We start from the raw sequence: 20,544 nt of genomic DNA, 5'->3' as shown, positions 1-20,544 counted from the left end.
TACCCGCGTGTCGCTCAGGCCTGCTTGTGCTCGATCTCGACCCGCTCGATCACCACGTCCTGCAGCGGCCGGTCGCTCGGGCCGGTCGGGGTGTTGGCGATCGAGTCGACGACCTTGGCGGACTGCTCGTCGGCGACCTGGCCGAAGATGGTGTGCCGGTTGTTCAGGTGTGGCGTGGGCGACACCGTGATGAAGAACTGCGAGCCGTTGGTGCCCGGCCCGGCGTTCGCCATGGCCAGCAGGTACGGCCGGTCGAAGCGCAGCTCGGGGTGGAACTCGTCGCCGAACTTGTAGCCCGGGCCACCGCGTCCGGTGCCGGTCGGGTCGCCCATCTGAATCATGAAACCGCTGATCACGCGGTGCGAGACGGTGCCGTCGTAGTACGGCCCGCTGCCCGGCTGACCGGTACGCGGGTCGATGTACTCCCGGGTGCCCTCGGCCAGCTCCACGAAGTTGCGGACGGTCTTCGGCGCGTGGTTCGGGAAGAGCTCCAGCCGGATCGGGCCGGCGTTGGTGTGCAAGGTGGCGTAGACAGCCTCGGCCACGGGTACTCCTCACTCGTTGGTCAGTTCCTTGCGGATCCTCCCATGTGCCCGATCTGGCCATGCGGAGGCATCCGAAGGTGGAGGATGACGAAGGAACAACTCCCAGGAGGTGGGACCGTGTTTGGAATCGGGCGGCGAAAGACCCAGGGCCAGCTCGCCAAGGTGGAGCTGAACCAGGGCATCGGTCACCTGAGGCAAGCCGCCACGCACGCGGCGAAGGGTGCCGGCGCCACTGTCGGCCCGCGGGTCCAGGCAGCCCGGGGCGCCGTCGCGCCGACCGCGGTCATGGTCCGGGACCGCGCGTCCAGCGGGTTCGCGTCGACCGCCGCGGCGCTCGCGCCGGTGCTGCTGGCCGTGCGCAACGCCCGGGTCGAGGCCGCCGGTAAGGCGCAGGGTGGCCGTAAGGCGATGGCCGCGAAGCAGTCCGCGATGACGAAGAAGGCGAAGAGCATGAAGGCCGGAAAGAAGAAGCAGCGCAGGTCGCGTGGCATGACCGCGGGCCTGCTGGTGGCCGGCACCGTCGCCGGCCTGGCCGGGGCGATGGCCATGCGCCGCCGCCGCGAGCAGCAGGAGTGGGCCGAGTACGACCCGACCGGCACGCTCGGCACGACGGGCACGCTCGGCGCGACCGGCCGGGACAAGCTGGAGCCGATGCGGGAGGACGTGGACACGATCGTGGTGGAGACCCCGGACGCGAGCGCGAAGGTGACGCAGGCCGGCCCGACCGGCGCCGGCTCCTCGGCCGTGGCCAAGGGCAGCAGCGCGTCGACCGCCACCTCCGGCAGCCAGCCGGTGATCCACCCGAACGACCAGGTCCCCGCCGTCGCCGAGGGCGCCCGGGACGTCTCCGGCCGTCCGGCCGACGACATCACCAAGGCCGTGCAGGCCGGTAAGAACGCCGCGAAGGCCGGCGGTCGCCGCTGACCTCGTACCGTCGGATCAGCGCCGGCACGCGGGGCGACCCGCGTGGCCGGCGCTTCCGCGTTTACGGGGCGGCTACAGCCAGCCGTTGCGGCGGAACAGGCGGTACAGCGTGAAGGACGCCGCGAGCATCAGCGCCCACACGCCCGGATAGCCGTACGTCCATTTCAGCTCGGGCATGTTGTCGAAGTTCATGCCGTAGATGCCGGCGATCGCCGTCCACACCGCACCGATCGCGGCCCAGGCGGCGATCTTGCGCATGTCGTTGTTCTGGTCGACGGTGACCTGGGCCAGCCGGGCCTGGAGGATCGAGTTCAGCAGGTCGTCGTAGGAGTTCACCTGCTCGACCGTGCGGCTGAGGTGGTCCTGCACGTCCCGGAAGTAGCGCCGGACCTCCTGCGGCACCGCGCGGTTGACCTGCGAGGTGAGCGTCATCAGCGGGCGCTGCAGCGGCGCCACCGCCCGCTTGAACTCGACCAGCTCCCGCTTCATCTGGTAGATCCGCTGGATCCGGCCGCTGCTCTGCCGGTCGAAGACGTCCGCCTCCAGCACGTCGAGGTCGTCCTCCAGCCGGTCGGCGACCTCCAGGTAGAGGTCGACCACGCGGTCGGTGATCGCGTACGCGACCGCCCACGGGCCGTGCCGCAGCAGGTCCCGCTTCGCCTCCAGGTCGGCGCGGACCGGCGCCAGCCGGCAGGCGTCGCCGTGACGCACGCTGATCACGAAGTGCGGCCCGATGAAGAGCATCACCTGGCCGGTCTCCACCACCTCGGAGTTCTCGGTCAGCTCCGCGTGCTCGCAGTAGCGGGCGGTCCGCAGCACCAGGAAGACGATCTCGCCGAAGTGCTCCAGCTTCGGGCGCTGCTGGGCCTTCACCGCGTCCTCCACCGCCAGCTCGTGCAGGCCGAAGGTGGCGGCGATCTCGGTCATCTCGGTCAGGTCGGGCTCGTGCAGGCCGAGCCAGACGAAGCCGTCCCGCTCCTGCCGGGCGGCGGCCAGGGCCTCGGCGTACTGGGGGCGGCCGGGGCGGCGCTCGCCGTCGACGTACAGCCCGCAGTCGACGATGCCGCTGCGCTCCGGGCCGGCCGGCTGGGCGGCACGGGGGGAGCCGTCGGCGTTGAGGATGCGGGACATCGCGCGTACCGGGGCCGCCCAGGCGCGGGGGCGCAGTGCCCGGCTGCCGCCGTCGGCGCCGGCGGTTCGGTCGCGTGCCACCCGGTCCGTCATCTCTCGCCCCCTCTCCCTAGAGCTGCGGCTTGCAGGTTACGCCGACCGGCGGCAGGCGCAGCGCGGGAGCGGGACGGGCGGTGCGACGGGCGTCACGCCCCGGCGCCGGGCGGGCCGGGCCGCGTCAGGGGGGTGAGGGGCGACACGGCCCACCCGGCACCCCTTGGGGGCGGGAGTGATGCTGGGCGTGCCGTCGGCCCTGGCCGGAGCGGCCCGGCCACCGGAAAGGTGAACGACACTCGCAGCATTGTGGGCTGCTGGCCGGTCCAGCGGGAGTGCCGAACCGGCCAGCGGGGCCTTTTTGTCAGAAACCCGACAGAAAATCAGCCGCGTACGGCGGCCATCGCCTCCGCGAGACGCCGGACGCCCTCGTCGATCCGGTCCGCGGTCACCGCCGAGTACGCCAGCCGCAGCGCGTGCCGGCCGCCGTCGACCATGAAGTCGCTGCCCTTCACCACCGCCACGCCACGCTCGGCGGCGGCCGGCGCGAGCCGGTCGACCTCGACGTCCTCCGGCAGCTCGACCCAGAGGAAGTAGCCGCCGTCCGGCTCCACGAACCGGGCCTCCGGGATGTGCCGGCGCAGCGACTCGGCCAGTACCGCCGACCGCTCGCCGAGCGCCGTACGGACCGTCCGGATCGACTCCTCGATCGCGCCGGAGACGCAGAACTGGTGCACGATCGCCTGGGCCACCATGCCCGGCGAGATGTAGAGGTTGGTGGCGCGCTTCGCGATCGTCGCGATCAGCTCGGCCGGGCCGACCAGGTAGCCGACCCGCACCCCCGGGCAGACCGTCTTGGTGAAGCTGGACGCGTGCACCACCACGCCACGGGTGTCCATCGACAGCATCGACGGCAGCGGCTCGCCCCGGAACCGGATGTCCGCGTACGGGTCGTCCTCGAAGATCGTGAACCCGTACTCGGCGGCCAGGTCGAGCAGCTCACGGCGCTTCTCCAGGGAGAGGGTCACGCCGGCCGGGTTCTGGTAGTTGGGGATCACGTGCGCCAGTCGCGGCCGTACCCCGGACTCCAGCAGCTTGCGCAGCTCGGCGGTGTCCAGGCCGTCCGGCTGGATCGTCACGCCGTGCACCTCGCCGCCCATCTGCTGGAGGTTGAGCAGCGTGCGGTCGTACGTCGGGCGCTCGACCACCACCGCGTCGCCCCGGCGGACCAGGTGGTCGAAGAGGAACGCGTCGGCCTGCAGCGAGCCGTTGGTGATCAGCACCTGATCGGCCTCGACGCCGTGCTTCTCGGCGATCCACTTCCGCAGGGGCGGGTAGCCGACGGAGGTGCCGTACGCGGTGACCCCGGCGGGGTCGGCGTCGAAGGCGCGGACAGCGGCGGCCTTGAGCCCTTCGACATCGACGATGTCCAGCGAAGGCGCGCCACGGGCGAACGAGATCAGCTGCTCGGCGGTCATGCGCAGAGCCTAGGGCCTGGCCCGGCGGGTCCGACCGCCATACACGCGAAGTTCAACATGCGGGCGGCCGGGCGGGGCACCGGGTGCGTCCGGGGGATCCGAGGGCACCTCGCGACTGTCTACGATCCGACGGACGCTGGCGCCGGTCCGACCGGACGCCGAAGGATGACGGGTCGCGGCAGACCCGGGAGAACAAGGGATGAGGCTCGTGACCGAGGACGAGGCGGGACGGCTCGACGACCAGCGGTTCGCGCAGTGGCTGGCGACCGAGGCCGGCAAGGCGCTCACCGCGCTGCGGGACCGGCAGGGCTTCGCCGACCCGAAGGCGCTCAAGGACGCCGGCGACCGCGCGTCGCACGAGCTGATGACGGCGGCCCTGGCCCGCCTGCGGCCGGCCGACGCGGTGCTCTCCGAAGAGGAGGCCGACGCCCGCCGCGCATGGGCGGACGGCGAGCGCGCGCCCCGGCACGAGGCGGACCGGGTCTGGATCATCGACCCGCTGGACGGCACCCGTGAGTTCTCCGAGGAGGGGCGGGACGACTGGGCGGTGCACGTGGCGCTCTGGCAGCGCTCCGCCGCGCCCGACGGCGCCCTGGTCGCCGGTGCCGTCGGCATGCCGGCGCGGACCACGGTGGACGGTACGCCGCTCGTGCTCGGCACCACCTGCCCGCCGCCGAAGCCGACCGACGGGCCGATCCGGATCGCGGTGAGCCGCAGCCGCCCGCCCGCGTTCGTGGGCGAGCTGGTCGAGATGCTCGGTGCGACCGCCGTACCGATGGGCTCGGCCGGTGTGAAGGTCTGCGCCGTGGTGACCGGCGAGGTCGACGCGTACGTCCACGCGGGCGGCCAGTACGAGTGGGACAGTGCCGCCCCGGTCGCGGTGGCGCTCGGCGCGGGCATGCACGCGTCCCGGATCGACGGTTCGCCGCTGCGCTACAACCGCGCCGACCCGCGCCTGCCCGACCTGCTGGTCTGCCGGCCGGAGCTGGCCGACCAGTTGCTCGACGCGATCGCGCGGACCGGGGTCGAGATGCCCGCTTCGACCGTCACCGACACCCCCGGTCAGGCGTTCGGCTGAGTGTCACGGTACATACGGCCAGGTGAATGAGGGTTATCGTCGGGCAGGTATGCGTGGCGATCTGAGCCCGGACACGGGCCGCCGACAGCCAGGGAGGGTCATGCCGGCCGATCGAGAGCCGCACAACGCCTTCGGGCAGCCGACCGGCCTGTGGCCGGGTCAGGACATTCCACGCCAGGCAGGCGGCCCGTCGCTGCCCTGGCCGGAGGCCGAGGTCACCTCGTCTCCGCCGCCACCGGCCCGGACCGGCGGCGGTGACCTGCCGTGGCCGGAACGGCCGGACGCCGGCCACCGGGACGCCGCCTGGCCGCAGGACGAGCCGACGGTCCACGGTGACCCCGGCTGGGCGCCGCACGACGACGCCGGCTGGGCCGGGCCGGGTCCGGCGGGCGACGCGGTACGGGGTGCGGGCGCGGCGGCGACCGCCACCCTGACCGGGCCGCCTCCGGTGGACGCCCCGCACGATCCGGCCACCGGCGGGCCGGGCCGCCCGCCCGCTCCGCCGCTCGCACCGGGGACAACTCCGCCGCCCGGCGGCGCCCGGCGACGCTGGCGCGTGGCGGTCGCGGCGGCGCTGGCGCTGGCAGTGGCCGGCGGCGGGGTCGCGGTGGCCGCGCTGCGGCCCGACTCCGCGAACCCGCAAGCAGGCGAGGCGCCCGGATCGGTCGGCCCGGCGACCTCGATGGGCCCGGGCGCGCCGGCTACGCCGGGTGCGTCCCCGAGCGCCGACCAGGGCCTAGGTGGCAAACCCTCGGCCCGCCCGTCGGCCTCCGAGAACGCGGGCCCGGCCTTCGGCGGTACGCGGCTGACGCTGCCCGGCGCCTCGATCGGCGTGCAGAACGGGGAGACCTTCGGTCAGGCGCTGGCCCGCTCCGACCGGACGTTCGGCAAGCTGCGGATGGCCCGGATCTTCTTCCCCGGCCTGCCGCCGGCCTGGTCCGGCAGCCGGGCCGACGTGGTGGACCGGACCGTTGTGGTGTCCTTCAAGGCGGCGCCGCAGGAGATCAACACCGGCAAGTTCGACTCCCGCCTGACCTCCTGGTTCGCCTCGATCCCGCGCGAGCACAACGTCTACTGGTCGTACTTCCACGAGCCGGAGGACGACGTCGAGCGCGGCGCCTTCACCACCGAGGCGTACCGGACCGCGTGGAAGCGGGTGGCCGGGCTGGCCGCCCGGGCGAACAACCCCAAGCTGATCAACACGCTGATCCTGATGTGCTGGACGCTCGACCCGAAGTCCGGGCGCAGCTTCGACGCGTTCTACCCCGGCTCCGACGTGATCGAGACACTCGGCTGGGACTGCTACAACTGGGGCAAGAAGTGGAAGCGGTACGCCCCGCCGCAGGAGATCTACGGCCCGATGATCAGCAAGTCGAAGGCGCTGGGCAAGCCGTGGGGCGTCGCGGAGACCGGCAGCGACCTGGTGCCGGGTGACCCGGGCACCGGCCGGGCGGCCTGGATCCGGTCGATGACGAACTTCCTCAACGGCCAGCGGCCGGAATTCGTCGCGTACTACAACCAGACCGTCAGCCAGGGCGACTTCCGGCTGCTCGACCAGCCGAGCATCCAGGCGTGGAAGTCCTTCTGCACGGCCTGACCTGATGACCGGACGAGAACGGGCGGGCGACCGAGGTCGTCCGCCCGTTCCGCGTACGCGTCAGATGCCCCGGCCGCGCTTGTGCAGCGTGCGCAGCACCCGGTCGGCCTGCACCGCCCGGCTCGCCACCGCCAGCGCCAGGTAGGCGCGCGGCTCCTTCGGGTTGCGGGCCAGCGTGCGCCGCGCCCAGCGGACCGCGTCCCGCCGGTTACCCATGGCGGCCTGCGCGAACGCGATCTGACCGGCCACCCGAGCCTCGCCGTGCGGCACGGTGGCGAACTCCGGGTAGCGGCGCAGCAGCCACTGCAACGCGGTCGAGATGGTCTCCCAGCGCTGTGCGAAGTAGGACCGCTTGTGCCAGCGGACCAGCACGTACGGGCTCTCCACGTTCACCAGCGGCGCGTACCGGGCGGCGCGGAGCAGGAACTCGTAGTCCTCCGCGTAGCTGCCCGGGATCTGCTCGTCGACCAGGCCGATCGCGTCGAGCAGCGCGGCCCGGCGGATCAGGAACGTGGACGGGTGCAGCTCGGTGAGCCGGTCGCGCAGCAGCGCCTCCAGCGAGATCCGGGCGCGGTCCAGCGATCGGTCCACCGTACGGTCGTCGTAGCTGACCCGGATGCCGCAGCTCACCAGCGCGCCGTCCGGGTGCGCGTCGAGCGCCCCGAACTGGGCGGCGAGCTTGCCGGGCAGCCACTCGTCGTCGTCGTCGCAGAACGCCACCCAGTCGCCGGTGGCCGCCTCGATGCCGGTGTTGCGCGCCCCGGCCAGCCCGGCGGTACGGGTGTTGGTGATCACCCGGATCCGCCGGTCACCCCGGTCGGTCTCCAGCGACCGGTCCGGCTCGGACTGGTCGTAGACCACGATCGCCTCGATCAGGCCCGGGTGCGCCTGGCTGAGGATCGCGTCGAGCGCCGCGCGCAGCAGCTCCGGACGGTCCCGCGTCGGTACGACCACCGAGATGCTCGGCCCACTCATGCTCTCTCCACGGACTCGTCGGATCCCCGCTGGCCCAGATAGCCGTAACGGACCCGCAGGGGAAGCGTGGCCAGGCTGACCACGGCACGGCTGCGTCGCGGCAGGCGGTCGCGCCATGCCTCGTCGCGGCGCACTGTCAACGGCCCGCCGCTGAACCGCAACGGGTTGCCGGCGACGCTGTGCGCGCGGAACGGCGCGGCCGGCTCGCTCGCCGCGTCGGCCGCGTCCGCCGAGAGGATCCGCAGCGCGGCCGGGTCGTCCGGCAGGCCGGCGAAGTCCCGCACCCGGCTTACGGTGCCGGCCGGGTCGGCGGTGAAGTCCTCGTACCGCAGCCGCAGCACCTTGGCCCGGGAGGCGAGCAGGTGGAACGCCGCGTTCTGCGCGGTCCACAGCTTGCTCACCTCGAACGGCGAGAAGGTCGGCATGAAGTCCTCGCCGTCGACCACCTCGGGGCGGCGCACCTGCTTGCCCCACGAGTACGCCACCGCCCGGCTGTCCCGGACCAGGTGCAGGACCCGCAGGTCGAGCCCTTCGGCCCAGCGCAGCGCGAACGCGAGCGAGGCGTGCTTGCTGGAGTCCACCACGACCCGGGCGCCGGTCACCGCGAGCGCGGCCCGGTAGATCCGGGTGTACAGGTCGGCGTAGCGGCGCACGTCGGCGAGCTGCTCCGGCGGGAGCGCCTCCTTGGCGAGCCGGGGGATGTGCCGGGTCCGGTCGACCCGGTCCTTGAGCGCCAGCACGTCGTCCCGGTCGACCGCGTCCCAGCCGCCGAACGCCTGGTCGCCGACCTGCCGCCAGAACGGGCAGCCGGTGAACCGCTCGCCGCAGCCGCACCGCTCGTCGGCCCCGAGCGCCCGCTCCCACAGGTGCACGACCTCACCGACGGCGCACACGTCGGCGCTCTGCGCGAGCAGCAGCTCCAGCAGCGTGGAGCCGCTGCGGCCGAGGCCGCCGACGAAGAGGACCCGCGGCGCAGCCGGGTCCGGGCCGCTCATCCGCGCCGCCCGGCGGTCCGCTGGCGTACCCGGCCGGCGACCAGGCCGTCGATCACCGCGCCGACCCGGGCGACCGCCTCGGCGCGCGGGTCCGGACGGCCCGGGTCGGCGGCCAGGACGAACCGGCTCGGGTCGGCCAGGCCCTCGTCCAGCGCGGCGACCAGCTCGGCCTCGGACTCGCACAGCCGCACCATGCCGGCCGCGCCCAGGCGGCGGGAGAACAGCTGCTGGTGGTTGTCGACGTGCTCGTCGTGGGCCGGGTCGCGGGGCACCACGATCGGCAGGTGGCCGGTGCGCCGGGCCTCGGTGATGGTGGCCGGGCCGCCGTGGCTCACCACGAGCGTGGACTCCGCCATCGCCTGCTGGAGTTCCTCGTGGCCGAGGAACGGGGTGGCCTCGGGCAGGGCCGGGGTGCGGCTGTGGCCGTACTGGAGGACCAGCCGGACCTCGGGCCGGGCCGCGTGCCAGCGTTCCAGCCAGCCGACCAGCCGGTCGAAGCGGTGCACGTCGGTGCCGACCACGACCAGCACGAACGGCCTGGACCGCCGGTCCCGCTGCTGGGGAATGTGCGCCATCAGAGGAGGTTCCCCACGACGGTCGCCTCCGGGTACATCCGGCGCTGCTCCTCCCACTGCACGAGCATCGCGGAGAGGAAGGGACGGCAGAGCCGGGCGGTGAGCGTCGCGCTGTCGATCCGGTCGTACACCTCGATGTAGACCGTGGGGATCTTGCTCATGCGGGCCGCCACCACGAACGGCAGGGCGACCCCGGCGCCGGTGGTGACGACCGCGTCGACCTGGCGCCGGCGGATGACCTTCAGCGCGAGGAACGCGTTGCGTACCAGGTTCTTGACGTTGCGTGTGGTGGGGTGGTGCGCCCAGACCACGTCCTCGCCGGCGAGCAGCGAGCGCGCGTCCGGGGTGTCGAAGGTTACCCATGCGCGGCGCCGATCCCGGTACCACGGTTCCAGGGCCAGGAGCTGGGCCAGGTGCCCGCCACTGGAACCCACCAGCAGGACCTGTCCCGAGTCCTCGGTTGACCCGCTCACCACAAACGTCCTCCCGTACGCGGATGACGCGTCCGGATTTTTGTGAATGCCCCTCGGACGCGTCCTGACAACCTACTGGCGGGCCCGTGGGCAACTGAAGGGGCCATTGGACGGATCCTGGCTCGCCGGTCGGCTCACCTCGCGATTCCCGTCAACGGGATGCGCGTCGACCGGCCGTCGGGCAGGTCAGCCCGGCCGCGCCCGGACCACGGGCCGGGACACCCGGACGAAGTGAGATGTGTCAGGATTCCGTCACCGCTCCGCGCGAGAGCCGGCGACGACGCCGGCTTACCGGGGGCAAGTCGGGCCCGGCACCGGGAAACCCGCCGAATGGTCAGCGCCGATCGGCCATTTCTACGCGGGCTGCCCACACCCGGGCAGGCTTACCGGAACGTGAGCAGACTTTCCCTCGTCGTTCGGATCGGGGACACTCAAGGCCACGGTCAGGTCCAGCTGTGCCGTGGACTGCCCGGCTCGGTCGAAAGGGAGCGACAGACTCTGATGCCCTCACCCCATTTGGCCGAGAGCGACGCCGACGGTCTTGCCCTGATGGCCTACCTGGGCTGGCTGCGCCGCCGTTGGTGGATCCTGCTGCTCGCCGCGGTCCTCGGCCTGGGCGGAGGGCTGGCGCTGAGCCAGGTCCAGGAGGCGCGCTACACCTCGACCACGTCACTGCTGGTGCGCCCGCTCGGCTCGGGCGCGGAGAACAACCCCAACGCCAAGGTCAACCTCGACACCGAGGCGCAGGTGGTCCGCTCGCTCGTGGTGGCGGAGCGGGCCAAGGCGCTGATGAAGGTCGACACCGGGGCCGACCAGCTCGTCAAGTCGGTGACCGTCAAGGTCCCGCCGAACAGCCAGATCCTCCAGGTGGCGTACGAGGCGAACAGCCCCGAGGGCGCCCAGTCGGGCTCGCACGCGTTCGCCCAGGCCTACCTCGACCTGCGCAAGGCCACCGCGCAGAAGTCGCTGGAGAACGAGACGAACACGCTCAAGCAGCAGATCGCCGATCTGCAGAAGCAGTTGAGCGCGATCGCCGGACGGATCTCGGCGGCGCCGTCCAACTCGCCCGAGCGGGAGCGGGCCGAATCCGACCGCCAGCTCGTCACCAACCAGATCAGCAACCTGTACAACCGGCTCAACCCGCTGAGCGCGGCCGGCTCCGATCCCGGCGAGATCATCTCCGACGCCCGGCTGCCGGAGCGGCCCAGCTCGCCGAACCGCACGCTCAACCTCGCCAGCGGCATGGGCGCGGGTCTGCTGCTCGGCATCGTGCTGGCGCTGGTGCTGGACCGGCTGGACACCCGGATCCGCCGCGGACGCGACATCTCCGACCGGGTCGGCCTGCCGCTGCTGGTGGAACTGCCGTCGCGCGCGCCGTCGCTCGCAGTCCTGCCGGCCACCCACCGGGCCTCCCGCGAGCTGGGCCGGCTGCGCAACGTGCTGCTCTCCGCGGTGCCCGAAGCGGCGCAGGGCGGGCGCGGGCGCCAACTGCTGCTCTGTGACGCCTCGGCCGGCACCGCCGCCGGGTTCGTCGCCGCCAACCTCGCCGCCTCGTACGCCCGCACCGGCCAGCAGGTCGCGCTGATCACCACCAAGCCCGACTCGGCGGTGGGCGCGATCACCGGCGTCGCCGAGGGGCGGCACAGCCTCGCCTCGGTGCTGCGCCGCGACGTGCCCCCGCTCAAGGCGCTCGCGCCGGTGCCGGGGCTCGGCCAGCTCCGGGTGCTGGTGCCGGGCGACCTGGACGCCGAGGTCGAACTGCCGGTCGCCGGTCTGCTGGAGATCCTGCACGAGCTGTCCGCGCGCTTCGACCACGTGATCATCGAGACCCCGCAGCCCACGTTCGCCGTGGAGGCCCAGGCCCTGGGCCGGTACGTCGACGCGGTGATCATGGTGGCCGAGGCGGGCAAGACCCGCAGCGGTGAGATCACCGCCGCGCTCCAGCAGTTCGAGCAGGTGAACGCGCCGGTGATCGGCGCCGTGCTGGCTCCGCGCCTGCCCGAACCGCCCGCCGGCGCCACCCGCCCGGCGACGTCCGGCGGGTCGAACGCGTCGAGCGCCCCGGCTGCCCCGGCCAACCGGCCCAAGCCCCGCCCCAGCCCCGGCCCGTCCGCCGAGTCGACCATGGTGCTGCCGCGCATGCAGTCGTCCCGGCCCGCCCCGGCGAAGCCGGCCGCTCCGGCGCCGCAGATGCCCGGCAAGGCCACCCCGCCCGCCGCCCCGGGCAAGCCGGTGCCGCTCAACGGCACCGGCGGCACGTACCGCTCCCGGGGTGACGGCGACGGCCGCAGCTACGCCCTCGACTCCGGCGAGGACCTGGGGTGAACCGTCGGCAGATGCTCCGCGCCGCCATCGCCCCCGCCGTCGTCCTCGGCGTCGGGACCGGGTGCAGCGAGCCCGAGCCCAAGCCGGGCAAGGTCCAGGTGGTGGACCCGGGCGACGTCACCGCCTCGCCGTCCGCGGCCAGCGCTTCGCCGACCCTGCCCAAGGGCCCGCTGACCGGGGCTCCGGTCAGCACCCCGGCCGCGGCGACCCGCCAGGCGGTCGCGGTGCCGCTGCGGGTGAGCCCCGCGACCACACCGGCCGGCCTGGACGCCGCCGACCTGGTCTACGCCGAGTTCGCCGAGGCGGACACGCTGCACCTGACCGCGGTGTTTCACTCCAAGGACGCCGCCAAGATCGGCCCGGTCACCGAGATCCGGCCGGTCGACATCCGGTCGCTCACTGTGCTGCGCCCGTTCGTCGGCTACAACGGCGGCCCCACCGGCTTCCTCACCCAGTTCGAGAACTCCGACCTCGACGGCGTCACGCCCGACGACGACAGCAAGGTCTTCTCCGGCGGCTACACGTCGACCGCCGCGCTGCTCAAGGCCGCCCCGAAGGGGGGCCAGCCGCCCCCTGCGCCGATCGACCACACCACCGACGGCGAGGCGCTCGCCACCCGCGACCTGGCACCCGCCACCGAACTCACCGTCACCGTCTCCGGCGGTCCACCGATGGTCTGGCGGTACGACCAGGCGAAGTCCGTCTGGGCCGGCAGGATCGGCAAGGTCACCGTGACCGCCGCATCCGTCATCGTGCTGACGATGGAGTACCGCACGCTCGACGTACGCAACCCGTCCCCGCGCTCGCTGCCCTCGGCGAACGTCTTCGGTGAGGGCGCGGTGCTCGCCGTGTCCGGGCCGAACAGCGCCAAGGGCCGGTGGCGCAAGCCCGGCCTGCCTCTGGTCTGCACGCTCGCCGACACCGGCGGCGACCTCCTGCGCCCCCAGCCCGGCAACGCGTGGGTCATCTACGCGCCGACCACCGCCAAGGTCTCCGTGAAATGAGCACCGCCACCCCGCCTCGTACCGCGCGCGGGTCGGTTCCGCTCGCCGCGGTGTCACCCGGCGGGAACCGCCTCCGCCCGGTGCGGGTACGGCCGGAGGGCTGGTCGTGGCGGCTGCCGACGGCATGGCCGCTGATCGCGGTCTTCCTGCTGTACCCGCTGTGGTGGGTGCTCGGCGTGTCGAGCTTCGTGTTCGTCATCTTCGCGGTGCCGATGGTGGCGCAGATGCGCAAACGCGGCCCGGTCCGGGTGCCGCCCGGCTTCGGGATCTGGATGGTCCTGCTGCTCTGGGTGTTCCTGTCCGTGCTCACCCTCGACCTCACCGCGCCGAACACGCTGCCGCCCGGCGGCAGCGGCAAGTACATCGGCTGGGGCATCCGGCTCGCCAACTACGTCGCGATGACAGTGACCATGCTCTACGTCTACAACCTGCGCGAACGGGAGCTGTCCCAGCGCCGGATGGTGCGACTGTTCGGGTTCATGGGCGTGGTCGTGGTGCTCGGCGGCTGGATCGGCTCGCTCTTCCCGAACCTCAGGTTCGTCGCGCCGCTGCGGTTCGTGCTGCCGCAGTCGATCGCCGGCCACCCGTACGTCACCTCGCTCATGGAGATCAAGTTCGCCCAGGTGCAGCAGGTGATCGAGGGGGAGGCCAGCTCGCCCCGCCCGTCCGCGCCGTTCACCTACACGAACTCGTGGGGCCAGAACACCGCGATCCTGCTGGTCTGGCTGATCGTCGGCTGGGTGGTGCTGGGCAAGCCGCTGCGCCGTACCGCCGGCGTGGCCATCGCGCTGGCGGCGATCTTCCCGATCGTCTACTCCCTCAACCGCGGACTCTGGATCGGCCTCGGCATCGCCGCCGCGTACGTGGCGCTGCGGCTCGCGCTGCGCGGCCGGATGGTGGTGCTCGGCGGGCTCGCCCTGGCGGTCGGACTGATCGGCGTGCTGATCGTCGCGACCCCGCTCGGCCGCACCTTCGACGAACGCCTGCAGAACGGGCACAGCGACGACATCCGCACCACCCTGTCGCAGGGCGCGGTCCGGGCGGCCAACCAGTCGCCGATCCTCGGCTACGGCGGCAACCGGGCGCTGATCGGCAGCAACCGGTCGATCGCCATCGGCAAGTCCGAGGACTGCAAGCAGTGCGGCAACCGGGAGCTGGGCAGCAACGGCCAGGTCTGGGCGCTGCTCGTCGGGCAGGGCTGGGTCGGCGCGATCTGCTACAACGCGTTCTTCATCTACTGCATCTGGCGCTACCGGCGCGACCACAGCGCCATCGGGATCGCCGGCACGCTCGTGCTCATCCTCATGCTCTTCTTCCAGTTCACCTACGGTGCGATGGAAGCAACCCTCGCCTACGCCCTGATCACTGTCGCCCTGCTGGCCCGCAACGACCGGATCCGCCGGTCGCTCGCGCCCGCGCCACCGCAGGGCACGATCGCCGGGCTACGGGCCCGGCTGGAAGCGACCGGTGACCGCTGATGGTGTTCCGCGTACCCCCGGACGGCGACGGCCGTGCCGCGTACCTCGGTGAACTGGCCGGGCTGATCTGGCCCGCGCCGGCCGAGCCCAGCCTGCGCCGCGGCGGCGCCGGCTGGGTGGTGGTGCCCTCGGCGGCCCGCCCCCGGCTGCTCGTGCCCACCGGCTCCGGCCGGGCGGCGGCGAGCGCGGTCCGGCACTCCACCGAGGCCGTCGGCCGCAAGGCCAAGCTGGTCCGGCAGGGCCTCGCCACCGCGTTCCGGCTCGGTCTCGGGCCGCTCGTCTTCCGCGACCGGCTGGTCGTCGACGGCGGCGGGCTGGACGCGCACCTGGCCGAGGTGCTGGGTGAGCCGGCGCTGGTCAGCCTGCACATCGGGCCGGCCCGCGCGAACCGCAAGCCGGTGCTGCAACTGCTCGCCCCGGACGGCCGGGCCCTCGGGTACGCGAAACTCGGCGTCGACCCGCTGACCCGCGCGCTCGTGCACGCGGAGGCGGACGCGCTGCGCCGCCTCGCCGAGATGCCGCTCGGCCCGGTGGTCCTGGCCGGGGTACGCCACCACGGCGACTGGCACGGGCACGCGCTGCTCGTGCAGGAGGCGCTGCCGGTGCGGCTGCCCCGGGCCGCCCCGGCCGCCGCGCAGGCGGCCGAACGCGCGGCCATGGTGGCGGTCGCCGGCTGTCTCGGCGTACGCCGGGAGTCGTGGGCGGCCAGCGGGCACGCGGCCCGGCTCACCGCCGCGGTGGACGCGCTCGGGCCCCGGCCGGAGGCCGGGCGGCTGCGCGCGGTGCTGAAGTCCGTCGCGGACGCCGACCCGGTGGTCGCCTTCGGCGCGTGGCACGGCGACTGGAACGGCGGCAACAGCGCGGTGCTCGCCGACGGCCGGGTGCTGGTCTGGGACTGGGAGCGGTTCGAGGCGGACGTGCCGGCCGGGTACGACGCGCTGCACCTGGCGGTGCAGGGCGCGATGAGCCACGACGGGGTGGAACCGGTCGAGGCCGCGCGTGCGCTGATCGCCGGCGCCGGGGCAACCCTGGCACCGTTCGACCAGACCGGTGGGGGCGCCGATCTGGTCGCCGTGCTCTACCTGGTGGAGCTGGCTGCGCGCTACCTGCGCGACCGGCAGGCGGAGGCGGGTGCGCGACTGGGGCACGTCGACACCTGGCTGCTGCCCGCCGTGGAGGAACACCTGGCCCGCCGGGCCCGGTGAGAGTGAGGAGTGGGGACGTGACGGTGGCCAGGGAGCAGGCGCTCCGCGCGGTGAAGTCGGTGAGCCGGACTGTCGGTCGGTTGACCGCCGGCTCACGGATGGTGCCGGGATTCCTGATCGTGGGGGCGCAGCGCTGCGGCACCACCTCGCTCTTCAAGACGCTCTCGCAGCACCCCGGCGTGCTGCCGCCCGCGTACCACAAGGGCGTGCACTACTTCGACATGGACTACCACCGGGGGATGAACTGGTACCTCGGGCACTTCCCCACCACGGCCAAGGCCGAGGCGGTCAAGGCCCAGATCGGGGTACGCGGGATCACCGGCGAGTCCAGCCCGTACTACATGTTCCACCCGCTGGCCGGGCAGCGCATCGCCAAGGACCTGCCCTCGGTGAAGCTGCTGGTGCTGCTGCGTGACCCGGTGGAGCGGGCGTACTCGGCGCACTCGCACGAGCTGGCGCGGGGCTACGAGACCGAGTCTGACTTCGAGCGGGCGCTGGCGCTGGAGGAGCAGCGGACCGCGGGCGAGCGGGAGCGGATGATCCGCTCGGCCGCGTACGCGAGCGAGCACCTGCAGCACAACGCGTACCTGGCCCGGGGCCGCTACATCGAGCAGCTGGAGCGGCTGGAGGCGCTCGTCGGGCGGGAGCGGATGCACGTCATCGACAGCGACGACTTCTTCGCCGACCCGCGCCCGTCCTTCGACGCGGTCTGCGACTTCCTCGGGCTGCCCCGCTGGGCGGACATCGCGTTCGGCAAGCACAACTCGCGGTCCCGTTCGCCCATGTCGGCGGAGCTGCGGGCCCGGCTGGAGGACCACTTCGCCCCGTACGACGAGCGGCTGGCGGCGTGGTGGGGACGCGTGCCGTCGTGGCGGCGGTGACCCGGCCGGACGCCGGCGGCACCCCGACGCTCACCGCACCGCCGCCCGGGCCGGGCGCGGGGCTCGGCGGCGCGGCCCGGCAGGGCTTCGCGAACCTGGTCGGTGTCGGCCTGGCCGCGGTGGCCGGGTTCGGGCTCAACATCGTCATCGCCCGGGGCTGGCCCGTCCGCGAGGCCGGCATGTTCTTCGCGGCCACCAGCGCGTTTATGATCGCCGCGTCGGCGGCCCGGCTCGGCACCGACGTCGGCACCGTCTACTTCGTCAGCCGTCAGCGCACGCTGGACCGCCGCGACCAGATCCGGGGCACGATCCTGGTCGGGTTGCTGCCGGTGCTCGCGGTCGGCGCGCTGCTCGGCCTCGCCGGCTGGCTGGCCGCGCCGGCGCTGGCCCGGGCCACCATGCCGGAGGCCGGGCCGGAGGCGGTGACCGCGCTGCGCATCCTGCTGGCGTTCGTGCCGCTGGCCGCGCTCAACGACTACGCGCTCGCCGCCTGCCGGGGCTTCGGCCAGATGCGCCCGCTGCTGACAGTGGAGCGGCTCGGCCGCACGCTGGTGCAGTTCCTGGCCGTGGCGGTGGCCGCCTGGCTCGGCCTGTCCGCCACCGTGGCGCTGCCGTTGGCCTGGGTGGTCCCGTACCTGCTCGCCGCGGTGGTCGCGCTGTTCTGGCTGAGCCGGCTCGTCGGCCGGGCCGGCCGGCAGGTGACCCGGCCGGTGCCGGCGCGTGAGCTGGCCGGGCCGTTCTGGCGCTTCACCGGGCCACGTGCGGTCAGCAGCCTGGCCGCGATCGTGGTGCAGCGGCTGGACATCGTGCTGCTCAGCGCGCTGCGCGGGCCGGCCGAGGCGGCCATCTACACGGCGGCGACCCGGTTCCTGGCGCTGGGCCAGCTCTCCAGCGTCGCGCTGTCCAGCTCGGTGCAGCACCGGCTGGCCGCCGCGTTCGCCCGCAACGACCGGGCCGAGGCGGGCCAGCTCTACCAGGTCGCCACCGGCTGGCTGGTGATCCTCTCCTGGCCCGCGTACCTGATCTTCGCGGCCTTCGCCACGCCGATGCTGGCGCTCTTCGGCGCCGGTTACGCCGACGGCCGCCGGGTCGTGGTGCTGCTGGCGCTGACCATGCTGCTGGCCACCGGCTGCGGCATGGTCGACATGGTGCTCAACATGGCCGGGCGCACCGCGTGGACGTTCTACAACGCGATGACCGGCACCGTGCTCAACGTGGTCGGCAACCTGCTGCTCATCCCGCGGTTCGGCATCCTCGGCGCGGCCCTGGCCTGGACCATCTCGATCCTGGTCACCAACCTGGTGCCGCTGACCCAGCTCTGGTGGTCGATGCGGCTGCACCCGTTCGGCGCCGGCACCCGTACCGCGATGGCGCTCGCCGTCGTGGCGCTGGGCCTGCCGCTGGGCGCGGCGAGCCTGCTCGACGCCACGCCGCCGGTGCTCGCGCTGGTGAGCGCCGTCGGCCTGGCCGCGTACGCGGCGGGTGTCTGGCGCTGGCGGCGCACGCTGAACCTCGACGCGCTGCGGTCCCTTCGCCGCGGCCGCAACCGCGCCGGGTCGGACCCGGCCGCCCAGTCCTGACCGATCCTGCGCACCGATGGGACCTTCGATGACCAGCGACTCCCCCCTCGCCCCGCACTCCGGGCTGTCCACCGTGAAGGCCGCGAAGCTCGCCGCAGTCGGCCTGCTGGCGGACCGCAAGGAACGCCGCGAGCTGGAACGGCCGGTGGAGGCGGGCAACCGCCGCCTCACGCTGAAGGTGGAGCGCCCGATCTTCATCCTGGGGGCCCCGCGTTCCGGCACCACGTTCCTGGGCAGTTGCGTCGGCGCGCTGCCGGACGTGTCGTACCACTTCGAGCCGCGCCTGACCAAGGCGGTCGCCCGCTGTGTCTACGAGGGAAGCTGGACGCCGCAGCGGGCGGCCCGCTACTTCCGGGGCTACTACGGCGCGCTGCTCGCCGCGTCCGGCCACGGTGGACTGCGCTTCGCCGAGAAGGACCCGGAGAACTGCTTCATCGTGCCGTTCCTGACCGAGGTCTTCCCGGACGCGGTCTTCCTGCACGTCTACCGGGACGGCCGGGACGTGGCGGTGTCGCACGCCGAGCAGCCCTGGCTGAACGCCGCGTCCACCGGCACCGGTCGCAGCGGCCGGGGCGGTACGCCCTGGGGCGCCGCGCCGCGGTTCTGGGTGGAGCCGGAGCGGCGCGACGAGTTCACGCAGGTCTCCGACCTGGGCCGGTCGGCCTGGATGTGGCGGCGCTTCACCAGCAGCGCGCTCACCCAGCTCGCCGAGCTGCCCGCGGACCGAGTGCGGCACCTGCGCTACGAGGACGTCGTCACCCGGCCGGCGGAGGCCGCCGAGGTGGTCGCCGACTTCCTGGAGGTACGCGACTCGGCCGGCCGGGCGGCGTTGCACGCCCGCTTCGCCAAGGCCCGGCCGGGCTCGGTGGGGCGCTGGCGGCAGCGACTGACCGAAAAGGATCTGGCCGATGTGCTGGCGCAGGCCGGACCGCTGCTGACCGAGCTCGGCTACCCCGCCTGAGCGCTCCTCCCCGGGTAGAGTGCCAGGGGTCGCCCGCCCGGCCCGGCGTGCCTCTCCGCTCACGCGGATCCGTCAGGGCCCCACCGTGGCCGGCGACCGTCCTGGGGAGAGGTTGCGGTGGTACGACGGTTACGACTGACGATGGCTGCCGTGCTGGGCCTGGCCTTGCTGGCACCGGCCGTGACGGCCTGTGAGATCGGCTCCGAACGGTCCGACGAGGGGACCACGGCGGCGCCGCCTCCACCGACCGTGACGCCGCGGACCGCGCCGGTCCGCACCACCGGCCGCGGGCCGGAGCCGCCGGAGCAGGGCGCCTGGCTCGGCACCTGGGTCAAGCCGCAGTACCACACCGCCACCGGGCGGGCCGCCGCGTTCGACGAGTTCAACCGGGCCGCCGGCGGCACGCTCGCCATCGCGCACATGTTCCACGAGTGGAACGAGCCGTTCCCGGGCGCCAGCGAGCGGGCGTTCCAGGCCCGGGGCAGGCTCCAGATGATCTCCTGGCAGGGCACCGACACCCGCTCCACGGTCAGCGGCATCTACGACACGCTGATCCGGGAACGCGCGCGCGACGTCAAGGAGTTCGGCGTTCCGGTGCTGCTGCGCTACCGGTGGGAGATGGACCGGCCGAACCTGGCCGCGAGCATGCACTCGCCGGAGGACTACGTCGCCGCGTGGAAGCATGTCCGCGGCATCTTCACGGAGATGGGCGTCACCAACGCGGCCTGGGTGTGGTGCCCGCACGCGGACGGCTTCGCCGAGCCGCAGCGCCGGGCCGCCGCCTACTACCCCGGCGACGACCAGGTCGACTGGCTCTGCGCCGACGTCTATCCCAGCCCGGAGTGGAACAGCTTCTCCAACCGCATGGACCACTTCATGGCGTTCGCCAAGAAGCACCCGCGGCCTGTCGTCATCGGCGAGTTCGGCCTGACCCAGGACGGGCGTCCGGGCCAGCGCGCCGACTGGATGCGCGAGGTCGGGCCGTACCTGAAGAAGCACCCGCAGATCAAGGCGGCGGTCTACTTCGCGGCGAAGCAGACGCAGAAGCCGATTTACGACAGCACGTTCGGCGACGACCCGGAAAGCGAGAAGGTCTTCCGGGAGATGGCGACGGATCCGTACTTCCAGCCGCCGATGCCCGACCTGAGCGTCCCCTCAGGGACACCCTCCGTGTCCGGCGAGTGATAGTCGCTCGTCTTTTCGTGCGACCCGGGCCGTTTCCTCGGCCAAAAAGGCCGATCCCGGGTGGACGCGCGACCGGCGAATGCGAGAAGGTATTGCTCTCACGTCTGCGGTCGGTCGAGTG

At 73.2% G+C, this 20,544-nt stretch carries 18 protein-coding genes; 11 read left to right on the top strand and 7 right to left on the bottom strand.

The features are described from left to right. Window positions 1-14 precede the first annotated feature (14 nt). Window positions 15-545, bottom strand: coding sequence for a peptidylprolyl isomerase (locus tag O7542_RS26745; protein ID WP_030499381.1), 531 nt, complete (start codon window positions 543-545; stop codon window positions 15-17). A gap of 84 nt (window positions 546-629) precedes the next feature. Here O7542_RS26745 and O7542_RS26740 point away from each other — a divergent pair, with 84 nt between their 5' ends. Beyond that, window positions 630-1,469: a hypothetical protein gene (locus O7542_RS26740; RefSeq protein ID WP_174535724.1), complete on the top strand. Its 840-nt coding sequence runs from the start codon at window positions 630-632 to the stop codon at window positions 1,467-1,469. A 72-nt stretch (window positions 1,470-1,541) separates the two neighbouring features. Here O7542_RS26740 and corA read toward each other — a convergent pair whose 3' ends face one another. Together corA and O7542_RS26730 are read right to left on the bottom strand one after the other, a co-directional pair. Further along, window positions 1,542-2,693, bottom strand: coding sequence for a magnesium/cobalt transporter CorA (gene corA, locus O7542_RS26735; protein ID WP_043327771.1), 1,152 nt, complete (start codon window positions 2,691-2,693; stop codon window positions 1,542-1,544). Between the two features lie 323 nt (window positions 2,694-3,016). Continuing rightward, window positions 3,017-4,111 (bottom strand): PLP-dependent aminotransferase family protein, encoded by a 1,095-nt coding sequence (locus O7542_RS26730; RefSeq protein WP_030499384.1) that lies wholly within the window; start codon window positions 4,109-4,111, stop codon window positions 3,017-3,019. A 199-nt stretch (window positions 4,112-4,310) separates the two neighbouring features. Between O7542_RS26730 and O7542_RS26725 the strand changes: the two genes are divergently transcribed. After that, window positions 4,311-5,189, top strand: a complete 879-nt coding sequence (locus O7542_RS26725; RefSeq protein WP_043327770.1) for a 3'(2'),5'-bisphosphate nucleotidase CysQ — start codon at window positions 4,311-4,313, stop codon at window positions 5,187-5,189. A 100-nt stretch (window positions 5,190-5,289) separates the two neighbouring features. Then, window positions 5,290-6,786, top strand: coding sequence for a hypothetical protein (locus O7542_RS26720; RefSeq protein ID WP_064448111.1), 1,497 nt, complete (start codon window positions 5,290-5,292; stop codon window positions 6,784-6,786). A 60-nt stretch (window positions 6,787-6,846) separates the two neighbouring features. On the opposite strand, the gene O7542_RS26715 is transcribed toward O7542_RS26720, so the two are convergent. Genes O7542_RS26715 through O7542_RS26700 form a run of 4 tightly spaced genes read right to left on the bottom strand, consistent with a single transcriptional unit; the run spans window position 6,847 to window position 9,807 of the window. Next, window positions 6,847-7,761 carry a glycosyltransferase family 2 protein gene (locus O7542_RS26715; protein ID WP_013289266.1) on the bottom strand — a complete coding sequence of 305 codons (915 nt, stop codon included), beginning with the start codon at window positions 7,759-7,761 and terminating at the stop codon, window positions 6,847-6,849. Next, on the bottom strand, window positions 7,758-8,756 hold the full coding sequence (locus O7542_RS26710; RefSeq protein ID WP_043327767.1) for a sulfotransferase: 999 nt from the start codon (window positions 8,754-8,756) through the stop codon (window positions 7,758-7,760). The genes O7542_RS26715 and O7542_RS26710 overlap by 4 nt, the downstream gene beginning before the upstream one ends. Next, the gene (locus tag O7542_RS26705; protein WP_043327766.1) at window positions 8,753-9,331 is read right to left on the bottom strand and encodes a glycosyltransferase; all 579 of its coding nucleotides are present in this window, start codon (window positions 9,329-9,331) and stop codon (window positions 8,753-8,755) included. The genes O7542_RS26710 and O7542_RS26705 overlap by 4 nt, the downstream gene beginning before the upstream one ends. Then, window positions 9,331-9,807 (bottom strand): UDP-N-acetylglucosamine--LPS N-acetylglucosamine transferase, encoded by a 477-nt coding sequence (locus O7542_RS26700; RefSeq protein ID WP_187694348.1) that lies wholly within the window; start codon window positions 9,805-9,807, stop codon window positions 9,331-9,333. Before O7542_RS26700 ends, O7542_RS26705 begins: the two co-directional genes overlap by 1 nt. 498 nt (window positions 9,808-10,305) lie before the next feature. On the opposite strand from O7542_RS26700, the gene O7542_RS26695 reads away from it, so the two are divergent. From O7542_RS26695 to O7542_RS26660, 8 genes are all read left to right on the top strand, one after another. Next, window positions 10,306-12,129: a Wzz/FepE/Etk N-terminal domain-containing protein gene (locus tag O7542_RS26695; RefSeq protein ID WP_281605373.1), complete on the top strand. Its 1,824-nt coding sequence runs from the start codon at window positions 10,306-10,308 to the stop codon at window positions 12,127-12,129. Further along, on the top strand, window positions 12,126-13,133 hold the full coding sequence (locus tag O7542_RS26690) for a DUF3048 domain-containing protein (protein WP_281605372.1): 1,008 nt from the start codon (window positions 12,126-12,128) through the stop codon (window positions 13,131-13,133). Before O7542_RS26695 ends, O7542_RS26690 begins: the two co-directional genes overlap by 4 nt. Beyond that, the gene (locus O7542_RS26685; protein ID WP_069089222.1) at window positions 13,130-14,611 is read left to right on the top strand and encodes an O-antigen ligase family protein; all 1,482 of its coding nucleotides are present in this window, start codon (window positions 13,130-13,132) and stop codon (window positions 14,609-14,611) included. Before O7542_RS26690 ends, O7542_RS26685 begins: the two co-directional genes overlap by 4 nt. After that, window positions 14,611-15,816, top strand: coding sequence for a hypothetical protein (locus O7542_RS26680; RefSeq protein WP_281605371.1), 1,206 nt, complete (start codon window positions 14,611-14,613; stop codon window positions 15,814-15,816). The genes O7542_RS26685 and O7542_RS26680 overlap by 1 nt, the downstream gene beginning before the upstream one ends. Window positions 15,817-15,833: 17 nt before the next feature. Then, complete coding sequence (locus O7542_RS26675) at window positions 15,834-16,697, top strand: sulfotransferase (protein ID WP_043327762.1); 864 nt, start codon at window positions 15,834-15,836, stop codon at window positions 16,695-16,697. After that, entirely contained in the window at window positions 16,664-18,277 is a 1,614-nt protein-coding gene (locus O7542_RS26670; protein WP_281605370.1) for an oligosaccharide flippase family protein, read from the top strand. The genes O7542_RS26675 and O7542_RS26670 overlap by 34 nt, the downstream gene beginning before the upstream one ends. 28 nt (window positions 18,278-18,305) lie before the next feature. Further along, the gene (locus O7542_RS26665) at window positions 18,306-19,238 is read left to right on the top strand and encodes a sulfotransferase (RefSeq protein WP_281605369.1); all 933 of its coding nucleotides are present in this window, start codon (window positions 18,306-18,308) and stop codon (window positions 19,236-19,238) included. 141 nt (window positions 19,239-19,379) lie between these two features. Further along, a complete protein-coding gene (locus O7542_RS26660) occupies window positions 19,380-20,423 on the top strand; it encodes a glycosyl hydrolase (protein ID WP_043327759.1) in 1,044 nt (347 codons plus the stop codon). Window positions 20,424-20,544: the final 121 nt, after the last annotated feature.

It is taken from the genome of Micromonospora sp. WMMC264 (assembly GCF_027497275.1).
GTDB lineage: Bacteria > Actinomycetota > Actinomycetes > Mycobacteriales > Micromonosporaceae > Micromonospora > Micromonospora chalcea.
Note: the sequence above shows the minus strand (reverse complement) of the source record. Positions and strands in the feature narration are given on the sequence as shown.